The 23,090-nt window shown below is 69.0% G+C and carries 22 protein-coding genes and 2 pseudogenes; 13 read left to right on the top strand and 11 right to left on the bottom strand.

All coding sequences use genetic code 11. The features are described 5' to 3' along the window. The first annotated feature begins 38 nt into the window (after positions 1-38). Positions 39-1,865, top strand: a complete 1,827-nt coding sequence (locus ABZU76_RS04890) for a GAF domain-containing protein (protein WP_354865155.1) — start codon at positions 39-41, stop codon at positions 1,863-1,865. Between the two features lies 1 nt (position 1,866). Here the strand turns inward: ABZU76_RS04890 and ABZU76_RS04885 are convergent, their stop codons facing one another. Then, entirely contained in the window at positions 1,867-2,301 is a 435-nt protein-coding gene (locus ABZU76_RS04885; protein ID WP_354865153.1) for an SRPBCC family protein, read from the bottom strand. Further along, the gene (locus ABZU76_RS04880; RefSeq protein ID WP_354865151.1) at positions 2,298-2,771 is read right to left on the bottom strand and encodes a MarR family transcriptional regulator; all 474 of its coding nucleotides are present in this window, start codon (positions 2,769-2,771) and stop codon (positions 2,298-2,300) included. Before ABZU76_RS04880 ends, ABZU76_RS04885 begins: the two co-directional genes overlap by 4 nt. Before the next feature lie 154 nt (positions 2,772-2,925). On the opposite strand from ABZU76_RS04880, the gene ABZU76_RS04875 reads away from it, so the two are divergent. Next, entirely contained in the window at positions 2,926-3,759 is an 834-nt protein-coding gene (locus ABZU76_RS04875; RefSeq protein WP_354865149.1) for a phosphotransferase, read from the top strand. Positions 3,760-3,861: 102 nt separating this feature from the next. On the opposite strand, the gene ABZU76_RS04870 is transcribed toward ABZU76_RS04875, so the two are convergent. The 3 genes from ABZU76_RS04870 to ABZU76_RS04860 form a co-directional block, all read right to left on the bottom strand. Further along, positions 3,862-4,761: a glycosyl hydrolase family 18 protein gene (locus ABZU76_RS04870; protein ID WP_354865147.1), complete on the bottom strand. Its 900-nt coding sequence runs from the start codon at positions 4,759-4,761 to the stop codon at positions 3,862-3,864. A 141-nt stretch (positions 4,762-4,902) separates the two neighbouring features. Further along, positions 4,903-5,541, bottom strand: coding sequence for an HNH endonuclease family protein (locus tag ABZU76_RS04865; protein ID WP_354865145.1), 639 nt, complete (start codon positions 5,539-5,541; stop codon positions 4,903-4,905). Between the two features lie 147 nt (positions 5,542-5,688). Further along, positions 5,689-6,360, bottom strand: a complete 672-nt coding sequence (locus tag ABZU76_RS04860; RefSeq protein ID WP_354865144.1) for a hypothetical protein — start codon at positions 6,358-6,360, stop codon at positions 5,689-5,691. Positions 6,361-6,434: 74 nt separating this feature from the next. Between ABZU76_RS04860 and ABZU76_RS04855 the strand changes: the two genes are divergently transcribed. Beyond that, positions 6,435-7,721: an adenylosuccinate synthase gene (locus ABZU76_RS04855; protein WP_220245160.1), complete on the top strand. Its 1,287-nt coding sequence runs from the start codon at positions 6,435-6,437 to the stop codon at positions 7,719-7,721. Positions 7,722-7,765: 44 nt separating this feature from the next. On the opposite strand, the gene ABZU76_RS04850 is transcribed toward ABZU76_RS04855, so the two are convergent. The 6 genes from ABZU76_RS04850 to ABZU76_RS04825 form a co-directional block, all read right to left on the bottom strand. Then, positions 7,766-9,406 carry a Na+/H+ antiporter gene (locus ABZU76_RS04850; protein WP_354865142.1) on the bottom strand — a complete coding sequence of 547 codons (1,641 nt, stop codon included), beginning with the start codon at positions 9,404-9,406 and terminating at the stop codon, positions 7,766-7,768. Positions 9,407-9,443: 37 nt separating this feature from the next. Beyond that, positions 9,444-9,692, bottom strand: a complete 249-nt coding sequence (locus tag ABZU76_RS04845; protein WP_354865140.1) for an alpha/beta hydrolase — start codon at positions 9,690-9,692, stop codon at positions 9,444-9,446. A gap of 12 nt (positions 9,693-9,704) precedes the next feature. After that, the gene (locus tag ABZU76_RS04840; RefSeq protein WP_354865138.1) at positions 9,705-9,896 is read right to left on the bottom strand and encodes a hypothetical protein; all 192 of its coding nucleotides are present in this window, start codon (positions 9,894-9,896) and stop codon (positions 9,705-9,707) included. 164 nt (positions 9,897-10,060) lie between these two features. Continuing rightward, a complete protein-coding gene (locus ABZU76_RS04835) occupies positions 10,061-11,605 on the bottom strand; it encodes an amino acid permease (protein WP_354865136.1) in 1,545 nt (514 codons plus the stop codon). A 75-nt stretch (positions 11,606-11,680) separates the two neighbouring features. Then, positions 11,681-12,667, bottom strand: coding sequence for a serine hydrolase domain-containing protein (locus ABZU76_RS04830; protein ID WP_354865134.1), 987 nt, complete (start codon positions 12,665-12,667; stop codon positions 11,681-11,683). A 95-nt stretch (positions 12,668-12,762) separates the two neighbouring features. Then, complete coding sequence (locus ABZU76_RS04825) at positions 12,763-13,893, bottom strand: glycerophosphodiester phosphodiesterase (RefSeq protein WP_354865132.1); 1,131 nt, start codon at positions 13,891-13,893, stop codon at positions 12,763-12,765. Positions 13,894-14,118: 225 nt separating this feature from the next. On the opposite strand from ABZU76_RS04825, the gene purD reads away from it, so the two are divergent. From purD to ABZU76_RS04775, 10 genes and pseudogenes are all read left to right on the top strand, one after another. Next, complete coding sequence (purD, locus tag ABZU76_RS04820) at positions 14,119-15,384, top strand: phosphoribosylamine--glycine ligase (protein ID WP_354865130.1); 1,266 nt, start codon at positions 14,119-14,121, stop codon at positions 15,382-15,384. An 88-nt stretch (positions 15,385-15,472) separates the two neighbouring features. Continuing rightward, a complete protein-coding gene (locus ABZU76_RS04815; RefSeq protein ID WP_354865128.1) occupies positions 15,473-15,862 on the top strand; it encodes a PE domain-containing protein in 390 nt (129 codons plus the stop codon). Continuing rightward, entirely contained in the window at positions 15,843-16,454 is a 612-nt protein-coding gene (locus ABZU76_RS04810; RefSeq protein ID WP_354865126.1) for a DUF3558 domain-containing protein, read from the top strand. The genes ABZU76_RS04815 and ABZU76_RS04810 overlap by 20 nt, the downstream gene beginning before the upstream one ends. Positions 16,455-16,462: 8 nt before the next feature. Then, positions 16,463-18,055, top strand: coding sequence for a hypothetical protein (locus ABZU76_RS04805; protein ID WP_354865124.1), 1,593 nt, complete (start codon positions 16,463-16,465; stop codon positions 18,053-18,055). Then, the gene (locus ABZU76_RS04800) at positions 18,052-18,810 is read left to right on the top strand and encodes an ESX secretion-associated protein EspG (RefSeq protein ID WP_354865122.1); all 759 of its coding nucleotides are present in this window, start codon (positions 18,052-18,054) and stop codon (positions 18,808-18,810) included. The genes ABZU76_RS04805 and ABZU76_RS04800 overlap by 4 nt, the downstream gene beginning before the upstream one ends. A gap of 143 nt (positions 18,811-18,953) precedes the next feature. Next, complete coding sequence (locus ABZU76_RS04795; protein WP_220245149.1) at positions 18,954-19,265, top strand: hypothetical protein; 312 nt, start codon at positions 18,954-18,956, stop codon at positions 19,263-19,265. A 59-nt stretch (positions 19,266-19,324) separates the two neighbouring features. Further along, positions 19,325-19,633: pseudogene (locus ABZU76_RS04790) on the top strand (WXG100 family type VII secretion target); the annotation flags it as partial. Between the two features lie 1,701 nt (positions 19,634-21,334). Beyond that, positions 21,335-21,550: pseudogene (locus ABZU76_RS04785) on the top strand (transglycosylase SLT domain-containing protein); the annotation flags it as partial. A 44-nt stretch (positions 21,551-21,594) separates the two neighbouring features. Further along, on the top strand, positions 21,595-22,761 hold the full coding sequence (locus tag ABZU76_RS04780) for an aminotransferase class I/II-fold pyridoxal phosphate-dependent enzyme (protein ID WP_354865120.1): 1,167 nt from the start codon (positions 21,595-21,597) through the stop codon (positions 22,759-22,761). Positions 22,762-22,883: 122 nt separating this feature from the next. Further along, entirely contained in the window at positions 22,884-23,069 is a 186-nt protein-coding gene (locus tag ABZU76_RS04775; RefSeq protein WP_220245147.1) for a hypothetical protein, read from the top strand. Positions 23,070-23,090: the final 21 nt, after the last annotated feature.

Below are 23,090 nucleotides of genomic sequence, written 5' to 3'. Positions count from 1 at the left end.
CAGACGGAGTCCGGATTTCAACGGTGAAGGCGGATCCCATGCGCGATGCTTCGGTTCGGTCCCTGGCGCGCCCCGTGGACCCGTCGCACCGTGAGCGTGAGGTCATCGCCGCGTTCAGCGAGATCACGACCGAGGCCATCACCACCACGCGGCTCGAGGATCTGCTGGGCCTGCTCGGCAAGCAGCTGTGCCACCTGCTGGGCGTCACGCGCTGTTCGGTGTACCTGCGCGACGGCGACGGCCGGTTCCGCGGCGCCGCCGGTTACTGCGAGAGCGAGGGCGACATCTCGGCCGCCGTGCAGGCTCAGGAGGCCGGCATCCAGGGCGACCGGTTCAGCCGCGAGGTCATCGAGTCGGCCGCGCCCGTGCTGATCTCCGACGTGCCACGCGACCCGCGCCCGCACCGCCGCACCATGGAGCACTGGCACGTGCGCGCGATGCTCGGCGTGCCGCTCGTGTTCGACGGCAAGGTGATCGGCCTGATCTTCGTCGACAACGTGCAGAAGGACCACGTGTACGCCGACGAAGACGTGGCGCTCGCGGAGCTGTTCGCCCGGCTGGGCGCATTGTTCCTGCGGCAGGCCATGCTCAACGCGCACCTGAAGAACAAGGCCGCCGAGGTCGTGCGGCAGAAGAACACGTTGGCCTATCTGGCGGACGTGCACCAGAAGCTGACCAACGCCGTGCTCGACGGCGCGAGCATCCAGACCGTGGTGACGCTGCTCGGTGAGCTCTCGGCGAAGCCCGTGGTGCTGTACAACGAGGATTTCCAGGTGCTGGCGTGGTCCGCACCTGCGGGGTTGAAGATGACTCAGCCGCCGGAGCTGGCTCAGCGAATCCGCGAACTGCCGTCGGTGAAGCAGGCGCTGGCGTCACTCAGCGCGAGCTGCCCGTCGACGATCGTGCCGCCGACGCCCGCCGTGTGGGTCGGGCGCCGGCACCTGATGTGCCGGCTGATCATCGAGGGTCAGCCCAGCGGGTACCTCGGGATCGTCGAGGTCGGGCGCGGGCTGGAGGAGCTGGACACGAAGCTCGCCGAACACGGGGCGACGGTGCTGTCGTTGCAGGTGCTGTCCGAACGGCGCCAGGCGGAGGCAGAGGGGCAGGCACGGGAGGACTTCCTGTCGGATTTGCTGCACCGCACCCGCGATGCCGAGCAGCTGGCACGGCGGGGTCCGCAGTTCGGGGTGAATCTGGCTCAGCCGCACGTGCTGGTGCGGTTCGCATTGGACAACGCGAGCCAGAACGTGAGTGTTTCGGTGGGGCGGAAGCTGGTGATCCGTTCTCTGGCCACGGTTTTGTCGGTGTCGGAACCTGCCGCGGTGAGTTTGCCGGGTGCGGTGGTGGCGTTGCTCTCGCTGCCCGACGGCTCCGAACCTCGGGACTTGCGCGCCGCCGTCGACGAGGTGCGCTTGGCTGTGGGCCCACGCCTGCGGGTGCGGACCGCGGTGATCTCGGGGGTGTGCCGTTCTCCGGAAGATTTCCCTTTGGCACACAGGGAGTTGCGGGAGATCGATGAGCTGGCCACGTCATTCGGCTGGTCTGGTGGCGTGGTGACGGTGACTGAGCTGGGGTTGTTCCGGCTCGTCGCGTCCAGCGGGCGGGTGAAGGAGGCCGTGCAGTTCGCCCACGAGACGATCCGGCCGTTGCGGGAGGCGGACTCGTCGTTGCTGGAGACGTGGCGGGCTTTTGTGGCTGCGGAGGGGCGCGTTCAGGGCACGGCGTTGGAGCTGGGCGTGCACGAGAACACGATCCGGTACCGGCTGGGGAAGATCGGGAAGCTCATCGGGCAGGATCCGGGTGCGTTGGATTGTCTGCTGCAGTCGCGGATCGCATTTCAGATTCTTGATCTGGCCGGCTGGTGAGTTATTTTTGCAGGATTTTGGCGAGAGTGCCGAGGTTGTCTTGCATTCCTCGTTTGAACAGCTTTTCGGCCAGAGGTCCGAGTAACGCGGCCGGGCCGGGGAGCCCGGCTCCGCTGATGGTTCCTTCCAGGGTGAGCTTGGTTTTGTTCTGTGCGGGCTCGACTTTGTAGCGGTAGACGAACGGTGTCGGGCCGCTGAGCGACGTGAACGTGACTTCCTTTTCGGGGGTGAGTTCGGTTATTTCCACCTCGTTTCGGGCAGGCCCTCCGGGCAGGTTCCGGTGGACCTCGTACCGTGTCCCGATCCCGGTGTTCTCTCCTGCCCGGTCGACCCGCTGTACAGCTGAATACCACTGCGGCATGGTCGTAAAATCAGCTACGAACTCGAATACCTCTTCGGGTGATGCGTTTATATCTATGGTTAGCTCGAAAGTCATTTCGTTTTCCTTCCTTCGGCGGCAAGGCGGTTCTCGAACGCTCGCCCTGCCGGTGATTCCTGGGTAAACTTCTTGAGGAACTCGAGAAACGCTTCGACGTCAGTTCCTTTGGCCGCCCTGTCGAGCTGGTCGTACAGCTGATCCTCGATCTCGGCGACGCGCTCAGCCTTGTCGCGCCCCGTTTTCGTGAGCTCCAACCGCACCTGCCGCCGATCCTGCTCACTCGCGGTCCGCTCCACGAGCCCCGCCCCGACCAACCTGTCCACGATCCGGCTCGGACTCGCCCCGGTGTCGCACACGAGCATCTCCCCGAGCTCCCGCAACGCCATCGGCCCGTGCCCCGCGAGGATCCGCAACACCTCCGATTGCGCCGGCGTCACCCCGATCTCCGCCAGCCGCGCTGTCAGCTGTCGGTTCCCTTCCCGCTGTGCCGCGAGGATGAGGTAGCGGAGTTGCTCGGCCCTTCGCACTTGGCCTCCTTCGTTCGGTGTCGTGACATGTATGTCGTGACACCGATTACACGCCTGTGTGACTCCGGTGTCAAGGGCGCTGATTGATCAGGCCCTTCTGCGGTGCTAAGAGTTCACTGCCAACGAGTGAGGTGCGGACGGAAGAGACTCAACCGTGAATGAGCAGGTGCCTGCCGATTTGCTGGAGATCGTCGAGGCGCTCGTGCCGGGCGTCTCCGTCGGCTCGGCGCGCCTCGCTGGCCACGGCAATATCCATCACGTCGTGCTGCTTCCCGGCGCCGCTGCTGTGCGGATCGCTCGGCGCCCGTCGGCTGCGGAGGCTTTGCCGCGCCGAACGGAGTTGCTCCGGGTGATCGCAAGCGCTGGACTGCCGTTCGCGGTACCGGACCCGCTGACACCGGTGACGATGTTCGGCGATCGCGCCGCCGTCGCCGTCTCCTGGATCGACGGTGCCGGACTGCCGGAGGGCGAGGGGGATCCGGCGAAGATCGGCGAGCTTCTCGGTGCTTTGCGGGAGCTGCCTCTCACTGCGGAGCTGAGAACGGCGCTGGACTCGCCGGGCGGGGAGTGTTGGGCGGACGTCCTGGCCCAAGACGTCATCCCTCGCCTCCCCGCGAAGTGGCGCGACGAAGGCCGACGGCGCCTCGAACGGGCGCTGGCTCTCGAACCGATAGCGGATTCGCTCGTGCACGCCGACCTGGGCGGCGAGAACGTCCACTGGACCGAGGACGGCAAGTTGGTCGGCGTCCTGGACTGGGACCTGGCCATGCCGTTCGACCCGGCGATTGACGCCGCCTGCATGGCCTGGCACGGCTGGCAGCACGTCCGCGGAGCCGTCGACAGCAAGACCTACCAGCGCGCCCAGATCTGGGACGCGGTGTTCGGCGTCGAGCACTTGGTGGCAGTACTCAACGGCAGGCCCTTGACCAACGTCGACAGCTATGTGGCACACATCGTCGCATGGCTGGAGCGGGACGCGGACCGGTGAAGCTGCTCAACCTCCGAGGCACATTGGTGCCCGCGGAGTTCGGCCAGACGCCCTCGGGCGTTGCCGAAAACCAGACACAGCCAGCAGGGACCGGTCCCCAGATCAGCCCTTCACAACCGGCGCGACCTGCTGCGCCCACTGCCAAGGCGCGGCCGTGCCGCCCGGCAACGAGTTGAAGTACTCCCACCCGTCGACGCCGCCGAAGTCCGGGTACTTCGCGGTGAGCGAGCGGATCGTCGACTGCAGGCGCGGCATGTCGATGTAGCCGCTGCAGTTGGCCGGGTTGGTGACGGTGCCGGCGACGACCTTCGCGGCCGGGACGACGCCGTGGCGGATGATGGCGTCGTCGCCGCCCGTGTCGGACATGGAGCCCCAGCCGCAGTAGAACTGGGTGTTGAACCAGGAGATCTGGGGGCCGCGGTCGCGGTAGAGCTGGTCGTAGTTCAGGCCCGAGAGGCCGCGGCCGCCGCTCAGTTCGGGGGCGACGGGGGCGAAGGTGATGAGGAAGGACGGGCCGAAGTCCGCGCGCAGGGCGTCGATGAGGCGGACGACCGAGGTGTTGTCCACCGTCTCTTCGATCTCCAGGTCGATGCCTGACAGCGAGTGGTCGCGAAGCAAAGCGCGAAGAGGCGGGTAGTAGGTGTCGAAGTCCGAAGCGAGCCGCTGGAAGCTGCCCTGCGCCGCGCCGCCGAGGAAGGCCAGTGTGTGGACGCCCTGCGAGCGCAGGGTGCCGAGGTCCTGCCACATCTGCGTGAACTTCGCGGCCGACGGTGGGTTGTCGTTCACGTGGACCACGCCGCCGAGGTCGAGGTGGATCGCGCCGACGAGGACGTCGGTGACGCCCGCGTTGTGTTGCGTGAGGCCGAGCGGCGAGACGTACGCGCTGCCGTTGTAGATCGTCTGGTAGTACACGATCACGCGCCGCCCGGTCGCGGCCGAGGCCGGCACGGCGCCGCACACCGCCTGGAGCACGGCCAGCGCGGCCGCCGCGAGCTTCCTCATGGTCCAGACCTCACGTGGCAGAACGTGCTCGCACTACCACCGTCCGTAGGGTTCCGCGCGGGGCGGGACCGGGGTGATCGGCCGTCGAACCCCAGACCCAGAACCGATCCCGGCCCCGCGCGAAACACCTCGAGAAGGACCTCAGCAGCGGCCGAGCATGTCCGTCAGCGCGGACTTCTCGGCGGAGTTCACCGTGAGGTTGAACTTCGACTTCACCGCGACCCACATGCGGGCGTAGGTGCACCAGTAGCCCGTGGACGGCGGCTTCCACTGGTCCGGCGACTTGTCGCCCTTCTGCTGGTTGACGTTGTCCGTCACGGCGATCAGCTGCGGGTCGGTCAGGTCGTTGGCGTAGGCCTGGCGCTGCGCCGTGGTCCACGACGAAGCACCGGTGCGCCACGCGTCGGCCAGCGGCACGACGTGGTCGATGTCCACATCGGACGCCGCGGTCCAGGTCGCGCCGTCGTAGGGCGAGACCCACGTGCCCGAGGTGGCGGTGCAGCTGGAGTTGGTGACGACGTTCGTGCCGTCGCGCTTGAGCACGACCTCACGGGTGTCGCAGTTGTTCCCCTGCTGGATCCAGTGCGGGAACTTGTCGCGGCTGTAGCCGGTCAGTGAGCCGTCGGCCTTCACGGTGAGGCCGGCGAGCTCGCTCTTGGCCGTCGCGGCCGACGGGATGCCGGGCGGGGTCGCGTCGGCGATGCCGACCATCGTGCCGCCGAGCAGCGTCACGCCGACGAGGACGGTCAAGGAGTTTCGGACACTACGCGCTGTGGGCATATCGCTGCCTCCGTGTCGAGTGTGGGACTGATTCACCTTCGACCACGGAAGTGGCGCAAGCAACACTTACGGGTGACATGTAACAGACCTTCAGTGAACAGAAAGTGCTGTTAGGCCACCTGGCGCAGAACTATCGGATGAAAGCGGTCACGGTCGGATCAGGCGAAGGTCCTCGGTGTGCCGATACCAGGTCCGCTTGGTGACCTCGCGCGGGTGCGCGACGCCGTCGCTCACGAGCGAAGTGGTCGGCAGGCAGCCGAGCTGGAAGGCACGGCCGTGGAACACCGTGGTGCGCTTCACGAGCTTCCCGCGGGTCACCCGCGCGACCAGGCCGTTCTCGTCCGAGGACACCTCCACGACGGCCGCGGCGCCGTCGAACGCCAGGTGTTCGTCGCTGTACGCCTGGCCCTGGACGTTACGCAGAGTGGCAATCCCGGCCAGGATCCCGCCGGTGTCGTCGCGCACGAGCGGCACCTCGGAGGCCGAACCGTCGAGGGCGATTTCGAGCGCTTTGACGGGGTCTGTGGGCAGTCCCCAGAGCGCCGCGACGGCCGAACCGGACTCGGAGGGCACGAACCCGACCGACACGCCCGACACGCGATCGGTACGCAGCAATCGCACGAGCACCGCCGAGAGGTCGGCATCGGTCCCCGCGACGATCAGGCGCTCGTGTTTCCCCAGCAAGGGATCGATTTCCGCCTTGCCTGGAAGCGCTGAAACGCGCACGATGGAGACGTTCGGGAGGCCCGTGAACGAGTGCGGATCATCACCGCAGGCCACCACGATTCCGCGCACGCGCACGTCCTCCGTTACAGTCATGCACCGGCATTTCCCAGCGCCACCCCGTGTCCCATCGGGACACTTTCCCTGTTGCCGAACACCTGGAGTGTCACATGCCGGCGATCGTGCTGATCGGTGCCCAGTGGGGGGACGAAGGCAAGGGCAAGGCGACCGACCTGCTCGGTGACCGTGTGCAGTGGGTCGTCCGGTACCAGGGCGGCAACAACGCCGGCCACACCGTCGTCCTTCCCAACGGCGAGAACTTCGCCCTCCACCTCATCCCGTCCGGGATCCTCACGCCGGGCGTGACCAACGTCATCGGCAACGGTGTGGTGGTCGACCCGGGCGTGCTGCTCGACGAGCTCGCGGGTCTGGAGGAACGCGGCGTCGACACGAGCGGGCTGCGGATCTCGGCCGACGCGCACTTGATCATGCCGTACCACGTGGCCATCGACAAAGTCACCGAGCGCTACCTGGGCAGCCGCAAGATCGGCACCACCGGCCGTGGCATCGGGCCGTGCTACCAGGACAAGATCGCCCGCGTCGGCGTCCGCGTGCAGGACCTGCTCGACGAGAAGATCTTCCGCCAGAAGGTCGAAGCGGCCCTGGAGTTCAAGAACCAGGTTCTGGTGAAGGTCTACAACCGCAAGGCGCTCGACGCGAACCAGGTCGCCGACGAGGTGCTCGCCGCCGGCGAGAAGTTCGCGCACCGCATCGCCGACACGCGGCTGCAGCTCAACCAGGCCCTCGAGCGCGGCGAGACCGTGCTGCTGGAGGGTTCTCAGGGCACGCTGCTCGACGTGGACCACGGCACGTACCCGTTCGTCACGTCGTCGAACCCGACGTCGGGCGGGGCGAGCGCGGGTTCGGGCATCGGCCCGGGCCGCATCACCACCGTGCTGGGCATCCTGAAGGCCTACACCACGCGCGTCGGCTCGGGACCGTTCCCGACGGAGCTCGACGACGAGGCCGGCGAGTACCTGCGCAAGCAGGGCGGCGAGTTCGGCGTGACCACGGGCCGTTCGCGGCGCACCGGCTGGTTCGACGCCGTGATCGCCCGCTACGCCGTGCGCGTCAACGGGATCACCGACTACTTCCTCACCAAGCTCGACGTGCTGTCGGGCCTGGAGAAGGTGCCGGTCTGCGTCGGCTACGACGTGGACGGCCGCCGCACCCACGACATGCCGATGACGCAGACCGACGTGCACCACGCCGTGCCGGTGTACGAAGAGCTGCCGGGCTGGTTCGAAGACATCTCGAGCTGCCGGACGTTCGACGAGCTGCCGGCCAACGCCCGGTCCTATGTGGAGCGTCTCGAGGAGCTCTCGGGTGCGCGGATCTCGGCGATCGGCGTGGGTCCGGGTCGCGAGCAGACGATCGTGCGGCACGAGTTCGTCTGACGGAGGCTTCGCTGAGCTGACGGGTGTTCTCGACCGAACGCCCGTCAGCCCATGCCCATCCGGTTGGTGAGGGTGTTGGTGGCGGAGAGCTCTTCGAGGTCCAGCTCGACGAGGACCTTGCGCAGCACCTCGTCGTCGAGGCGCCCGGCGCGGTTCTCCGCGATCATCGCCGCGCGCTGGGTGATCAGCAGCTCACGCCGGGCCTGCGCGAACTTGGCCTGCGGGCTGGCGCTGCGTTCCTCGCCCGACAGCGTGATCGCGGCCCGCGCGAAGCGGTAGCGGGTGTCGACGAGCCGTTCCAGACGTTCTTCGAGCCGCTTCATGCGGTCCGGTGGCAGGTCCGCATTCGACATCGCCGCCTGCGTGATCTCCTTCAACCGCGCGTGCGCCGCCTTCTGCGCGACTTCCCGCGCGGCCAGCTCCTCGGCCTGGTCGCGTGCGGCCTCGGCCGGGTCCTGCACCTTGAGCCAGCGGATCAACGGCGGCAACGTGAGGCCCTGGATCAGCACCGTGCCGACGGCGACCGTGAACGCGAACAGCTGGATCTCCGGGCGCCCCGGCGTCCCGAACGGCACGGCCGACGCCGCGGCGAGCGTGACCACGCCGCGCATCCCGGTCCACGACACGACGGCCAGCGCCTGCCACGAAGTCGAGTCTCGCGTGCGGCCGAACAGCCGCAGTGTTCTCGGCAGATAGCTCGACAGGAACACCGCGGGGATCCGCACGGCCATCGTCACCAGCAGCACCACGATGGCGACGATCGCGAGGGTGCCGTTGTCGCGCGCCGCGCGGTCGGCGCCGTCGAGCACGAACGGCAGCTGCAGGCCCATCAACGCGAACACCAGCGCTTCGAGCAGCACGTCGATCGACGTCCACACGGACCGGTCCTGCATGCGCGTGGCCGGGGACGCGCGTAGCGACCGCTGCCCGAGGTAGAGGCCTGCCGTGACCACGGCGAGCACGCCCGAACCGCTGAACTCCGAGCCGAACGGGTGCAGGTGCTCGGCCGTCACGTAGGCCGCGAACGGCACGATGATCCCGAACGCCGACTCCAGCAGCGGGTCTTCGAGCCGCGAGCGGATGAACACCACCACGAACCCGGTCACGAGGCCCACGGCGATGCCGAGCACCGTCGCCACCGCGAACACGCCCAGACCGTGGCCGATCGACCCGGCCGTGCCCGCGACGGCGGCGAGCGCGACCTTGTACAGCGTGAGCGCGGCGGCGTCGTTGACCAGGCTTTCGCCGGTCAGCACGGTCATGATCCCGCGTGGCAGGCCGAGCTTGCGCCCGATCGCCACGGCGGTCACGGCGTCCGGCGGCGCCACGACGGCCCCGAGCACCAGCGCCGACGCCCACGGCAGATCGGGCAGCAGCAGGTGCACCACGAACGCGACGACCACGGCCGTGACCACCACGAGCACCACCCCCAGCCCGATGATCGGGCGCAGGTTCGCGCGGAAGTGCGTGAGCGAGCTGTCGAGCGACGTCGAGTAGAGCAGCGGCGGCAGCACCACCGTGAGGATCAGCTCGGGCTCCAGCTCGATCCGTGGCACGCCGGGGATCAGCGCGACCCCCAGCGCGACCACGACGATCAGCAGCGGCGCCGACACGTTGTAGCGCCGGGCGAGCGCGGTCAGCCCGAGCGAGCCGGCGAGGACTCCGACCAGCGTGAGGGTCTCCATGCCCGCATCTTCACCCAGGTTGATCTCGGATGACGGGTCACGGGCAGGTCGTGTCGTGCCCGGGCAGGTGATCTTCGAGGAGGAATTCGGTGAGCCGGCCGGCGGTGCACGCGTTGGTGAGGTCCACGCCGTGGCCGACGTCGTCGATCGTGGTCAGCTCCGCGCGGTGGCCGAGCGCGGCGCGCATCCGCAGGGCGCCGGAGTAGGCCGTGGAGGGGTCGGCGTGGTTCTGGAGCATCAGAATGTTGCGCGGGCCGTTCGCCGTGATGGGCACGGGCTGGTGCACGGCGTCGCGCGGTCAGAAGGCGCACGGCCAGATGTCGGCGGGCATGCCGTTGGTGAGGGGGTGGGCCTCGCGTTCCGGCGGGGTGCTGCTGTCGAGCACGATCTTGCCGGTGTTCCGCGGGAACAGCGACGCGTAGACGGCGCCGCGGTACGTGCCGTAGAGGTTCAGTTGCCGCGCGCCCAGTGCTTGGCGGATGCGGTCCATGTCCTGGGCGACGGTCTTGGTGTCGAGGTACGGCAGGTAGGCGCCGGCGTTCTTCGCACAGGTGTCGGCGACGCGGCGGGCGTAGGCGACACCTGTGCCGATGTCGCCATCGGGCGCCGGGTACGGGTCGGCGAGGGTGGGGGCGCTCCGGGTTGATCCCGGGCCTATCCCAGTTCTTTGAGCTCCCGTTCGACGGCTTCCAGTTCCGCCGCGGATCCCTGCACCTTCGGGCCCGTGAACCATTTGCGCGCCGACACGACCCACCACAGCGCCGCGCCGCCGAGCACGATCAGGAACGCGATCGGCGTGTAGTTGAACGAGGCGACCGTGACGGGTGAGCCCTGCGGCAGCATGAACAGCACGAAGATCACCACGACCCACGCCGTCGCGACGATGCCGATCGGCTTGCCCCAGCGCCCGAGGTTCCACGGCCCCTTTTCGAAGCTGTCGCCGCGTCGTACCCGCAGGAACACGGGGATCACGTACGCCACGTACAGCCCGACGGTCGCGATCGACGTGACCGCCGCGTACGCCGTGGCGCTCCACAGGTACGGCAGCGCGAGGATCAGCGCGCCGCCCGCCGCGAGCCACACGGCGTTGGTCGGCGTCTGAGTGCGCTTGTTGATGCGGTGCCAGATCTTCGAGCCGGGGATGGCGCCGTCGCGGGCGAACGCGTAGATCATCCGCGAGTTGGCCGTCACCGACGCCATGCCGCAGAACAGCTGCGCGCCGATGCAGATCAGCAGCAGGAACTTGCCCGTGACCGCGCCGGTGGCGTCGATGAAGATCTGCGCCGGCGGCACACCCGTGGCCGAGTTGACGGCGCCGTCGTAGTCCTGGATGGCGAACGTGAGCCCGATCAGCAGCACCCACCCCGCGACGAGCGACACGAGGATCGAGTTGATGATCCCGCGCGGCCCGGCCTTCGCGGCGTTCTTGGTCTCCTCCGTCATGTGCGCCGACGCGTCGTAGCCGGTCAGCGTGTACTGCGCCAGCAGCAACCCGAGCGCGAACACGTACACCGACGAGCTCCAGCCTGTCTCGTTGGCGAAGTGCCCGAACACGAACGACGCTTCCTGGTGCTTCGCCGGCACGAACACGAGTACGCCGACGATCACCAGCACCCCGATCAGGTGCCACCACACGCTCACGCTGTTGAGGATCGCCACCACGCGCACGCCGAACGTGTTCAGCGCCCCGTGTACCACCAGGATGATCGCCAGCAGCAGGATCGTGTGCCCCGGCGTCGCGGAGTAGCCCCACTGCAGGTCGAGGAACGCGTTCAGGAACAGCGCCGCCCCGAAGTCGATGCCCGCCGTCACGGCGATCTGGCCGATCAGGTTGAACCACCCGGTGAACCACGACCACGCCGGCCCGTTGCGCGTGGCGAGCTTCGCGGCCCAGTAGTACAGACCACCGGCCGTCGGGTAGCTGGAGCACACCTCCGCCATGCCGAGCCCCACGAGGATCACGAAGAGGCCGACGAGCGGCCACCCCCAGATCATCGCCACGGGCCCGCCGGTCTTCATGCCGAAGCCGTACAGCGTAAGACATCCGGACAGGATCGAGATGATCGTGAACGACACCGCGAAGTTCGAGAACGACGACATCGTGCGCTTGAGCTCCTGCGCATACCCCAGCGCGTGCAGCCGGGCGCTGTCCTCGTCGTGGCGGTCGGGTTCGGCGGTCTGCTGGTCGGAGACATCCATCGGGCACCCCACCTGAAAGGTATGTGGACAGACCTTTGAAGTTCCGGAGAAGCTAGCCCGGCTCGTCCGCGGGTGTCAAGGTTCCGTCAAGAACTGCCCTCCGAGCCACCTGGTCAGCGGCCACGCACCCTCGGAGGTGGTGGAAACAACCGTGAATACCAGGCCGTCGGACGGGCGCGAGACGCTGCGGAACGAGACGCCGTAGTCGTAGCCCTCCAGCATCACCGTGGTGTCGTCGGGTGGGAGCCAAAAGCCGAGCCCGTAGCGGAGCTGTTCGCGGGTCGAGGTCTCCGCGCTGACCACGGCCGTCATCCGGGCCACCCACTCCGGCGGCACGATCCGGCCGGCATGCAGCGCGGCCCAGAATGCGGCGAAATCTCCGGCCGACGAGTAGATCCCGCCATCACCACTGCCCACCACGGGCAGGCTGAACACGTTGGTGCGCCCGTCTTCCAGGTACCCCGTGGCCGCATCGCCGGGCAACTGGTCCGACCGGAGGAACGACGTGTGCGCCATCCCAGCGGGAGCAGTGACACGCGAAGCAACCAGATCCGCGAATGGCACACCCGCGGCCCGTTCCGCCACCAGAGCCAGTACCGCGAACCCGCCGTTGTTGTAGCAGAACTGCGACCCCGGCGGAAACCGTTGCGGAAACCCCTCCAGTGCAGGCAAATACGCCGCTGCCGAGGTGAACGACTGTGGTTGCGCCGGTGGCAAGGCGTCCTCGTCGCAGTAGTCGCCGATGCCCGAGCGGTGGGCGAGCAGGTGCTCCACCGTGACCGAAGAGTCGATCAACGGCAGGTCCGTGCCCAACAGCGCGCGCACCCGCGTGCCCAAAGCCAGCTTGCCCTCGACGATCAAGCTCGCCACGACAAGAGCGGTCAAACCCTTGGTACCACTGGCGATCGCGAACCGTGTGTCCACTGTGTTCGGTACGCCGTACCCGCGGTGCGCCAATCCGTACGCACGCGCGAGCACCACCTCGCTGCCTCGGCTGACGGACACGACGCCGGAAAACTCGGTGTCGCGCGCCAGCCGGTCGATCTCCTCCCCAGCAACCATGCCGACAACACTAGGAACCCGTACCGACAAAAAACAGCAGGCCCGTCCACCATCGGGTGAACGGGCCTGCCGAAAGCCTTGCTGCAAAAGAAAAATCAGTGACCCAGGAAATCGTGCAGCGACTCCAGCGCCGTGTCCGCCTGGTCGGCGAAGAAGCCGTCCACGCCGGCCTTGAAGAACGCCGCCTCCTCCGCGAACACGTTGCCGAACGCCGTCGGGCTGGCGGACGAACGCAGGTTCGCCGGCAGGAACGGGTTCTCGTTGCGGAAGGTGTACGGCTGCACCTTCAGGCCAACGCGATGCGCGTCGGCGACCAGCGAGGTCGGCTTGCCCAGGTTGTCCGAAGCGTCGCGCGGGATGACCTGCGCCTTGTCCGGGCCGAGGTACTTCGCGTACTTCGCGACCTCACGCAGACCGGCCGGCGTCACGATGTCGTCGTACGTGCGCTTGTCACCGGCGGCCACGAAGTCGGCCGGCGCACCGGAGGCCTCGGTCAGCTGCAGCAGCGGCACCCGCACCTGCTTGTGCAGCTCCTTGAGGTTCGTCACCTCGAACGACTGGATGATCACCGGCGCGTCGGAGCGGTTGAGGCCGTTGCGGTTGAGGAACGCGACGAGCTTCGGCTCGGTCGGGTTGCCGATCGACTTGAAGTACGTCGAGTGCTTCACCTCGGGGTAGGTGCCCAGCGTGCGGTGCAGCTCCTTGCCGAGCCGCCGCGTGAGGTCGATGACCTCCTGGTAGGTCGCGATCTGGAAGCGGCCGTTGTAGAGCTGGTTGTTCGGGCGGTTCTCCGGGATCCGCTCCTTCGCACGCAGCGTCTTGAGCTCCGCGAGCGTGAAGTCCTCGGTGAACCAGCCGGTCATCGTGACGCCGTCGATGACCTTGGTGGCCTTGCGCGAGGCGAACTCCTTGTGGTCCGCGACGTCGGTGGTGCCGCCGATCTCCGGCTCGTGCCGCGCGACGAGCTGGCCGTCCTTGGTCGGCACGAGGTCGACGTCGACGAAGTCCACGCCCATGCGGAAGGCGAGCTCGTAGGAGGCGAGCGTGTGCTCCGGGCGGTAGCCGGGTGCACCCCGGTGTCCGACGATCACGGGGTCATCGTGCCGGTGCGCCGCCGCGCCCGCCACCTGCTGCGGGGCCGCCGTGGCGGGACCGATGGCCAGGCTCGCGACCCCCAGCAGGGCGAGACCGGACAGGGCGAGCACACCCACGCGTTTGCGCTTCATGTGAAAGGGACCTCTCTCTCCCGGGCACTCCGTCCTTTAAGACGGATTTGCCACGACTACCGCCGCCACCCTCACGGCCGCAAGCGTCGAACGGGCGGCACACGCCGGACAAAGGGCTGACAAGCCGGTAAACGGTGCATGGAATCCGCTTCCGGACACGGCCGGACAGGTGCCTCGCGGACGGCGAAATGCCCACGCCGACCCGCGCCCGTTACCCTGTTCGGCGTGCGCGTACTGGTAATCGGGTCCGGCGCCCGGGAGCATGCACTTGTCCTCGCGGTGTCCGGCGATCCCGCCGTCACTGCGCTCGCCTGCGCGCCCGGCAACGCCGGGACAGCCGCGGTCGCCGAGCAGATGGGTGTCGAACCGGCTGATCCCGAAGCGGTCGCGGCCCTGGCGAGTGAGTGGAAGGCCGACCTCGTGGTGGTCGGCCCGGAGGTCCCGCTGGTCGCGGGCGTCGCCGACGCGGTGCGGAAGGCGGGCATCGCCTGCTTCGGACCGTCGGCCACCGCCGCGCGCATCGAGGGCTCGAAGGCGTTCGCCAAGGACGTGATGGCCGCCGCGAACGTCCCCACCGCGCGCAGCGAGGTCGTGGACACGCCGGCGCGCCTCGACGCCGCGCTGCAGCGCTTCGGCCCCACCTGGGTCGTGAAGGACGACGGCCTCGCGGCCGGCAAGGGCGTGGTCGTCACGCAGGACGTCGAGGTCGCGCGCAAGCACGCCCTGATGCTCCTCGACGGTGGCCACCCCGTCCTCCTGGAGTCCTTTCTGGACGGACCAGAGGCCTCGCTGTTCTGCTTCGTCGACGGCCGCACCGTGGTCCCGCTGCTGCCCGCGCAGGACTTCAAGCGCGTCGGCGACGACGACGCGGGCCCGAACACCGGCGGCATGGGCGCGTACGCCCCGCTGCCGTGGGCCCCGGAAGGCCTGGTGGACGACGTGGTCGCCCACATCGTGCAGCCCGTGGTCGACGAGCTCGACGCGCGCGGCGCCACCTTCTCCGGCCTGCTCTACGCCGGCCTCGCGCTGACGTCCGAGGGCCCGCAGGTCATCGAGTTCAACTGCCGCTTCGGCGACCCGGAGACCCAGGTCGTGCTGGCGCTGCTGCGCACGCCGCTGGCCGGCCTGATGCACGCGACGGCGACCGGCAAGCTCGCGCAGCAGCCGCCGCTGGAGTGGTCGGGCGGCGCGGCCGTGACGGTCGTGATCGCAGCCGACGGCTACCCCGGCAAGCCGCGCACCGGCGACGTGATCACCGGCGGCGAGTTCGAAGGCGTGCTGCACGCGGGCACGCGGCGGCGCGAGGACGGCGCCGTGGTGTCGGCGGGCGGGCGCGTGTTGTCCGTGGTCGGCACGGGCAAGTCGCTCAAGTCGGCGCGCAAGCACGCGTACGAGACGGTGGAGCGCGTGCACCTCGCGGGCTCGCACCACCGCACCGACATCGCGCTGAAGGCGGCCAACGGTGACATCACCATGCCGGTGAACGCCTGAGTTTTCGCTTCCCGATCACCCGGCGGTTGGTAGCCTCGTAGCGGGGCCGAACGGTCACTGTCCGTAGACATCACCGAGGGGGAGCGTTATGGCGGGAAGCAGTCCGCTGACCGACTTGGCGTCGTCCGTCCCGGCCGCGCCCGGCGTCGCGGACCTCATCGTGGCGCCGGAGAAGCTGCTGGACGTGGCGAAGGCCGTCGACGAGCAGGCCAACGCGCTCGAGGACAAGCTGCTCACACGCCTGGGCGAGCTGCGCATCGACACGCCCTCGGCCGACGCGGTGAGCGTGAACTCCGTGGCGGCGTGGAACATGATCGTCGCGGAAGGTGATCACTCCTACGCGGCCGAAGCGCGGGCGTACGTCGCCAACCTGCGGCACCTCGGCGAACAGCTGCGGGGCGCGGCGCAGACGTACCAGGCAAGCGAGGACGACAAGGCCGCGGCGTTCGGGGACCGTGGTGCGCACGGCACCCACTAGCGCTCTGTCTTTCAGCGCGGTCGCGGTACTCGCGCTCGGCGTGGCCGGGTGCTCGTCCGGCGATGCCGGCACGGCGGTGCCGGTGCAGACCGCGGTGAGCTCGGCTTCGCAGGCCGCGAAGGCTTCCCAGCTGCCGCCGCGCCCGGCCGACCTCTCGCTCACCGGCGTTGACCCGTGCGACCTGTTAGGCCAGGCGCAGCTCGACGAGCTGCAGGTCAACGCCCTGCCGCGCAAGGCCGCGGATCCGCAGGACGGCCCCACGTGCGTGTTCGACGCGGACAAGACCGAGCCGTTCCACGCGTACCACCTGCGCACCGTCAGCGCCGACCTGCAGGAGTGGCTCACCGGCGCACGGCGGAAGAACAGCATGACCACGGCGCCGTTCGCGGTCGAGGGCTACCCGGCGCTCACGAACTACCGCGCGGCCGGCACGCCGTCGGACTGCGAGGCGCTCGTCGGCGTCGCGAAGGGCCAGACGCTGGCGGCGCAAGCGTTTGCGGTCACGGCCGGCGCGTTCACCCAGCAGCAGCTGTGCGATCAGGCGACGCAGGCGGCCGACCTGGTGCTGCAGTACCTCAAGACACGGACCTAGGAGGGCGCGTGGAGATCTCCGACCTCGCGGGCAAGATCCGCGACCAGCGCTTCGACGGGTGGACGGACACGTCCCTCGCGGACGAGATCCGGAAGTTCTCCGACGGCGACGGCATCGGCAGCATCGGCACGGCCGTGGACGCGCTGAAGGCCGTCGCGACCGCGCTCGCCGAGACCGACCAGGCGCTGCGCACGCAGCTGACACAGCTCGGCGTCGAATGGCAGAGCCAGGCGGGCGGCGCGGCCGGGCAGGTGTTCACCGACCAGGCCGGGTTCTCCCAGGACGCCATGCGGAAGGTGTCGAACACCGCCGAGCTGCTCTTCGCCCAAGGTGAGGCCTTCAACCGCACCAAGTTCAAGCTGCCCGACCCCGCCACCCTGATGAAGGGCGCCGGCGGTTACACGCTCGGCGACTCCGTGCTGAGCCTCATCGGCTTCGAGACCGACCACGCGACGGCGGTCGACACCGCGCAGAACGCGCGAAGCCAGGCGCTCGAGGCGTTGAACGCGTACGCGCAGCAGAGCGGCGAGAACCTGCTGTCGTCGGAGCCGCTGAGCCAGCCGCAGTCGCTGTCGATGACGCAGCCGGACGGGCGCAAGAGCGTGCTCGACCTGGCGGGTTCGGCGGTCGACGTGACGCCGGACGGTGGGGTGCGGCCGGCTTCGGCGTCGGTGCAGTCGCGGCACGTGGATCCGCCGGTGGTGCAGCCCGTGGCGAACCGGGTGGCGGTGGATCCGCCGACGCCGGCGTATGGGATCGCGGTGCCGCCGCGCGCTGGTGGGTCGGCCGGTTCGGGCGGTTCGGGTAGGTCGGCTGGGTACACGGCGCCGGCTTCGGCTCCCGGGCGGCCGGTGCCGCCTGTTTCTCCGCCCGTTTCCGGCCGGCCTTCGACGCCGCCGCCTCCGCCTGGTTGGGAAATGCCTCGGGGTGGCGGTCAGCCGGAGGTGCCTGGACGGCCCGGGTTCGGTGGGCCGGTTCGGGGTGGTGGGCCTGGTTTCGGTGCCGGTTTCGAGGGCCGGCCTGGTACCGGCGCTGGTTTTGGCGGTGGTCCTGGTTCTGGTGGTGCTGCGCCGGGTGGTTCGTCGACCGGGCCTGACGCTGTGCTCGGCCGCGGCGCCGCCGGTGGGACTGGCGGCGGGACCGGTGGTGGCGACCCGGCGTTGAGCCGGGGCCGGATGGTCGGCAGCGGTCCGCAGTCACCCGTTGTGCCGGAGGAGAGCGTCGGCGGTCCCGCCGCGCCGCCGCGGCCGGGTGCGTCGGCCGGTGAGCTCGGCGCGGGTGCCGCGGCGCTCGGCGCGGGCGTGGCCGGCGGTGCGTTGGCCGGCGATCGCGAACGGCAGGGCCGGGGTTTCGGTGGTGCACCATCGAAGGGCCCCGTGCGTCCGCTTCCGGTGGAGTTGCCGGAGGAAGAGGCGATCGCGCTGCGCAAGACCGAGCAGATCGAGCCCAAGCAGCCCTCGGGCGACGCGAAGTTCCTCGCCCCCGCGGCCACGCAGAACGAGGACGACGCGGACCACGTGCGCCGCTTCGGCGTCGACGACAAGGACCTCTTCACCGACCCCCGCCTGGTCTCCGACGACGTGATCGGCGACGACGCGTGAACCTCGTCCTCTCGACGCTCGAGTTCGACGTCCTGTGGGAGTCGCTCGAGCTGGGCCGCCGCCCGGCCGCGCTCGGCATGCCCTCACCGGGCCGCACGCATTCCGAACGCGCTGCGTTGATCGAGCAGGCGTGGGAGGCACTTTCGCGCCGCCGCCTCGCGCGCGGGCGCCGCGCGTCGGGCGAGCTGTTCGACCAGCTGCACCTGCTGTCGCGCCCGCAGTACGCCCTCGACGTCTGGGTTTGGGCCGACCGCGAGATCCACGGGCGCGCCGTCAGCCGCGGCAGCCAGGCCGTACTCGCCGTCGTCGACCGCGACGAGGTCTGGCTCATCCCCGCCGACGAGGGCGCGCTGGCCGAAGCCGCCGTGCCCGTCGCCGGGGAGCTGTCCGCGGGCGTCGGCCAGAGCGTGTCCGTGCCCCACGCGACCCTGGTCGCCGCCGACACCAAAGCCGGCGGCGACCCGAAAGCCCTGGTCACGGTGCTGGAAGATCACGGCCTCGCCCTGTGGGAAGCCCAAGAGCTCGCCGGCATGCTGCTCGGCCAGGAAGCCCGCGGCCAGTTCACCGCCGAACGCACCCTCCGCGACGGCACCACCCGCCGCTCGCCCCACCCCACGGCCTTCTTCGACACCGACGCGGGCCGCTACCTCTTCCAGCTCACCGACGACTCCGACGGCCACACGTGGGCCACGGTCACGCCCGCGGACAACGCAGTGCTGGTGGAGCGGGTGCACGAGCTGCAGGCGGGTTTGTGAACCGTTCCTGGCACGCCGGGGTGGATTCGTCGAAGATCCGTACCGGGAGTGCGGCCGAGGTCTTAAAGTGGGCCGGGAACCGACCTGGTCATGCCCACGTCTGATCGGTCGGATGTTGGTTTTCGTGAAGGGGAGAGCGGACCGTGGCTGTCTACGACGTCGACTCGATGGCCATCGCGGCGCGACAGGTCGAGAAGCTGAAGGACGAATACCAGAAGTCCAAGGAAAAGCTCACCGGCATGGACCACGAAAAGGACAGCCCGTTCGGCGGGATGCCCGGCTCGCAGGACGCCCACAGCGCGGTCGGTGAGTTCAAGAACGGTGTGCACAGCCAGTTCGACGCCGCGGGCCAGCACATGGACGCGCTCGCGTTCGCCATGCGCAAGGCCGCCGGTCTGATGACCGAAATGGACGAGGTCGGCAAGAGCGACCTCACCGTTCACGTCGACAGCTGAGGCACTGCCGCAAATAGGACAAAGCAGGCTCGCGGGAACAAAAGCAGGGGGAGCGTCAAGTGGCTTTGGATGGGGTCGGTGCCGGGACTCCGGACAATTGGAAAGCGTTCACGGACAAGGTCGACCAAGTCGCCAAACTGAACGTGGACGCCATCAACAAGGCGGCCGACCAGTTCCGCGGCGCCGCCACCGACGCGGCCGACCACTCGCAGGCACTGGACAACACCACGAAGGCGCTCGACAGCAGCGTCTGGTCCGGCGGCGCGGCTGACAGTTTCTTCGACTACGTCCGCACGGTCCGCAGCGCGGGCGCCAAGGTCGAGGCCCACCTCGGCGACGTGGCGACCGACCTGACGAACCTGGCGAAGAACCTCGCCGACATCAAGTCCAAGGTCACGCACGACAAACTGACGGGCGCCGAAGACGCAGTCAACGCGCGCAACAAAAGGGCACAGACGGACATCAACGCGGCGGCCGCCGCCGCCAAGACCGCCGCCGACGAGAAGAAACCCGCGCCGAGCCCCACCGTCGAGCAGATCAAAGCCACGGCGAAGTCGGACATCAACGGCATCACCACGCAGTGGGATGGCGAGGTGCAGGGCCTGCTGACCCAGGCCAACACCATGATCGGCCAGTCGCAGACCCTCATGAAAACCCAGATCGAGGGCGGTTACGACAAGGTCCCCCTGCCCGGCAAGGACGGCACCGTCCCCCAGAGCACCGGCGGCCTCCACACCCCCTCCCACCACGGCGGTGGGGGCGGAGGAGGCGGCGGTGGCGGTGGGGGCGGCGGCCTCGGCCCCAGCGGCGGTCCGCCCGGATCCCCGCCGCCGGGCAACGTGCAGGAATGGATCGACGAGGCCATCAAGATCCTTCAGGCCAACGGCGTGAACGTCACGGAAGCCGACGTCAAGAACATCTGGGCGATCATCCAGCACGAATCGGGCGGTAATCCCAACGCGATCAACAACTGGGACTGCGTGCCGCTGGACACGGCCATCCTGACGCGGCGCGGGCTGCTCAAGCACCACGACGTCGAGGTCGGCGACGAGACCATCGGTTACAACCCTCAGACCCGGCGCAGCGAGTGGACCCGCGTCACGCGTGTGGTCCACCACGAGAACGCGCCGCTGGTGATCCTGGCGAACTCGCGTTGGTCGGCGACCACCACGCCGAACCACCGCTGGCTGAACCTGCCGCGGGTCACGGTCGCCAAGGACGGCCCGGTCGTCTGTCCGGAGTGTGGTTGGGAGCCGCGCACGAGCACCGCTCCCGCCAATGGGGTGGCTGTGCACCGCAGCAAGATCCACGGTGTGGTCCCGGAAGAGCAGCGCAACGTCTACGCCGACGACGCTCGCTTCGTGACGACCGACGAGGTCGGCAGTCGTGACCGGATCCTGCTCGCGGCACCCGCCGACACGGACTCGGCGCTCGACGTGACGGTGCGCGAGGCGGCGATCCTCGGCTGGATCGCGGGTGACGGCCACGTCGAGACGCGCCGCCACCGGCCGACGATCTCGATCGAACAGTCCAAAAAGGACATGGTGGCGAAGCTGCATGAGCTGCTCGACGGCGTGCCGCACGTGGTGTACGTCGACGACCGCGGTGGCTGCGGACCCCGGCACCAGTTCCGGATCGACTACGACTACGCGCAGGACCTGTTGCACCGCGCGGGAAATCCGAAGTCCGAGGCTGTGCGACAGGTTTTGGCGATGTCGACCGCGCAGCGTGAAGCGTGGCTGGAAGCCGTGACCGACGCGGAGGGCACGCGGCACCTGCGCTCCGGGTTCACCAAGCCGAAGGTCACGATCTACCAGGCTCCGGGCGAGGTCCTCGAGGCGATCACGCTGGCCGTCTACCTCTCCGGCGCTCGGCCGCGCGTGTCGGTCACCGATCGCACGGGTGAGCACGAGACGTGGCGCCGCGAGGCTGCCGTGCGGGCGAACAACCCGGTGGTCACCGGGGCGTTCCTGCACCGTGAGCCGGCCGGGCGCGCCGACGTCTGGTGCGTGACGACCGAGCTCGGCACCTGGACCGCGCGCGAGGGCGACCACGTGTTCCTCACCGGCAACTCCAACGCTGCCGCCGGGCATCCGTCCAAGGGCCTGATGCAGTGCATCGACTCGACGTTCCAGGCGCACAAGCTGCCGGGGCACGACAACATCTACAACCCGGTCGACAACATCATCGCCGGGGTGCGGTACTCGCTCGACCGATACGGGTCGATGGGCAATGTGCCCGGTATCGCGGCGATGGCGCACGGCGGGGCGTACCGCGGGTACTGACCAGCGATCGGCACCGCAACGCGGCCCCGGGTTAGCCTGGCCGCATGGTCGACATCGGTGCTTTCGGTGGGCCCGCGCTGCGGGCCGGTGTTCCCCCGTTCCACGTGATGGACGTGCTGTCCGCGGCGCAGGCGAGGCAGCGCAGTCACGGGGACCTGGTGTCGCTGGCGGCGGGGCAGCCGTCGGCGGCCGCGCCGGAAGCGGTGAGGCGGGCGGCGAAAGCGGCGCTGGACGAGCACACGCTGGGCTACACCGAGCAGCTCGGCATCCCGGAGCTGCGCGAGGCCGTCGCGGGGCATTACCGCAGGATGTACGACGTCGACGTGACCGCGCAGGACGTGGTGATGACCACCGGGTCGTCAGGGGGCTTCCTGCTGAGCTTCCTCAGCGCGTTCGACCCCGGGGCGCGGGTGGCGATGGCGCGGCCCGGGTACCCGGCGTACCGGAACCTGCTGAAGGTCCTGGGCTGCGAGGTCGTGGAGTTCGCGACGACCGTGGAGACCAACTTCCAGCCCACCGTCGATCTCCTCGATGAGCTGGGGCCGCTGGACGGGCTGATCGTGGCGAGCCCCAGCAACCCGACGGGCACGGTCCTGCCGCCCGGGGAGCTGGCGGCCATCTCCGGCTGGTGCGCGTCCCACGGGGTGCAGCTGGTCAGTGACGAGATCTACCACGGTATTTCCTACGAGAAGCAGCTCGACTGCGCGTGGCAGTACGGCCGCGAAGCGCTCGTGCTGGGCTCGTTCTCGAAGTACTTCGCCATGACGGGCTGGCGGCTGGGCTGGATGCTCGTGCCGCAGCGGTTGCACCGGGCGGTGGACGTGCTCACGGGCAACTTCACGATCTGCCCGCCCGCGATCGCGCAGCACGCGGCCGTCGCGGCGTTCACGCCGGAGTCGTACGCGGAGGCCGACGCGCACGTGGAGCACTACCGCCGCAACCGGGATCGGCTGTTCGCCGGGCTCAAGAAAATCGGTCTCGACAAGCTCGCCCCCGCCGAAGGGGCCTTCTACGCGTACGCCGACGTCTCCGCGTACACCAACGACAGCCTCAGCTGGTGCCAGCGCCTGCTCGCCGACACGGGCGTGGCCATCGCGCCGGGGGTGGACTTCGACCCGGTGGACGGCGGGAAGTTCGTGCGGTTCTCGTTCGCGGGGGCCACCGAGGACGTCGACGAAGGGGTCCGCCGCCTGGGGGAATGGCTCAGGTGAACCGGTCAGGGGGAACCCGGATATCCCCCTGAACGTTGGCCTGGACGAGAGAGTTTTCGCGCCGCGGGTGGCACGCTGGACAGCACCGGGCCGGCGTGGCGCGGAAACGTCATGGAGGAGCCATGTTCTGGAAGATCGTCGGAGGGCTCATCGTCGCCTGGATCGCCTTCATGGTCCTCGGTGCGGTGATCGGCTTCGTGTTCAAGGCCGTGCTGTGGATCGCGATCATCGGCGGCGTGGTGTTCCTGGGCACCGCGGCCTACGGCGCGATCAGCGGCAAGAAGGACGCGAAGCGCATCGGGCGCTGATAGATCGGCTTCAGGGGGTCC

The sequence above is a fragment of the Amycolatopsis sp. NPDC005232 genome (genome assembly GCF_040607795.1).
GTDB lineage: Bacteria > Actinomycetota > Actinomycetes > Mycobacteriales > Pseudonocardiaceae > Amycolatopsis.
This window is presented reverse-complemented; position numbering and strand designations above follow the sequence as displayed.

Coding starts and splice junctions, on each gene's coding strand:
- ABZU76_RS04885 (WP_354865153.1), bottom strand. CDS start 2,301: ATGACTTTCGAGCTAACCATAGATATAAACGCATCACCCGAAGAGGTA.
- ABZU76_RS04830 (WP_354865134.1), bottom strand. CDS start 12,667: ATGGTTGCTGGGGAGGAGATCGACCGGCTGGCGCGCGACACCGAGTTT.
- ABZU76_RS04865 (WP_354865145.1), bottom strand. CDS start 5,541: ATGCCCACAGCGCGTAGTGTCCGAAACTCCTTGACCGTCCTCGTCGGC.
- ABZU76_RS04815 (WP_354865128.1), top strand. CDS start 15,473: ATGGCGGGAAGCAGTCCGCTGACCGACTTGGCGTCGTCCGTCCCGGCC.
- ABZU76_RS04780 (WP_354865120.1), top strand. CDS start 21,595: ATGGTCGACATCGGTGCTTTCGGTGGGCCCGCGCTGCGGGCCGGTGTT.
- ABZU76_RS04860 (WP_354865144.1), bottom strand. CDS start 6,360: ATGACTGTAACGGAGGACGTGCGCGTGCGCGGAATCGTGGTGGCCTGC.
- ABZU76_RS04890 (WP_354865155.1), top strand. CDS start 39: ATGCGCGATGCTTCGGTTCGGTCCCTGGCGCGCCCCGTGGACCCGTCG.
- ABZU76_RS04775 (WP_220245147.1), top strand. CDS start 22,884: ATGTTCTGGAAGATCGTCGGAGGGCTCATCGTCGCCTGGATCGCCTTC.
- ABZU76_RS04870 (WP_354865147.1), bottom strand. CDS start 4,761: ATGAGGAAGCTCGCGGCGGCCGCGCTGGCCGTGCTCCAGGCGGTGTGC.
- ABZU76_RS04855 (WP_220245160.1), top strand. CDS start 6,435: ATGCCGGCGATCGTGCTGATCGGTGCCCAGTGGGGGGACGAAGGCAAG.
- ABZU76_RS04825 (WP_354865132.1), bottom strand. CDS start 13,893: ATGAAGCGCAAACGCGTGGGTGTGCTCGCCCTGTCCGGTCTCGCCCTG.
- ABZU76_RS04835 (WP_354865136.1), bottom strand. CDS start 11,605: ATGGATGTCTCCGACCAGCAGACCGCCGAACCCGACCGCCACGACGAG.
- ABZU76_RS04840 (WP_354865138.1), bottom strand. CDS start 9,896: ATGGACCGCATCCGCCAAGCACTGGGCGCGCGGCAACTGAACCTCTAC.
- ABZU76_RS04850 (WP_354865142.1), bottom strand. CDS start 9,406: ATGGAGACCCTCACGCTGGTCGGAGTCCTCGCCGGCTCGCTCGGGCTG.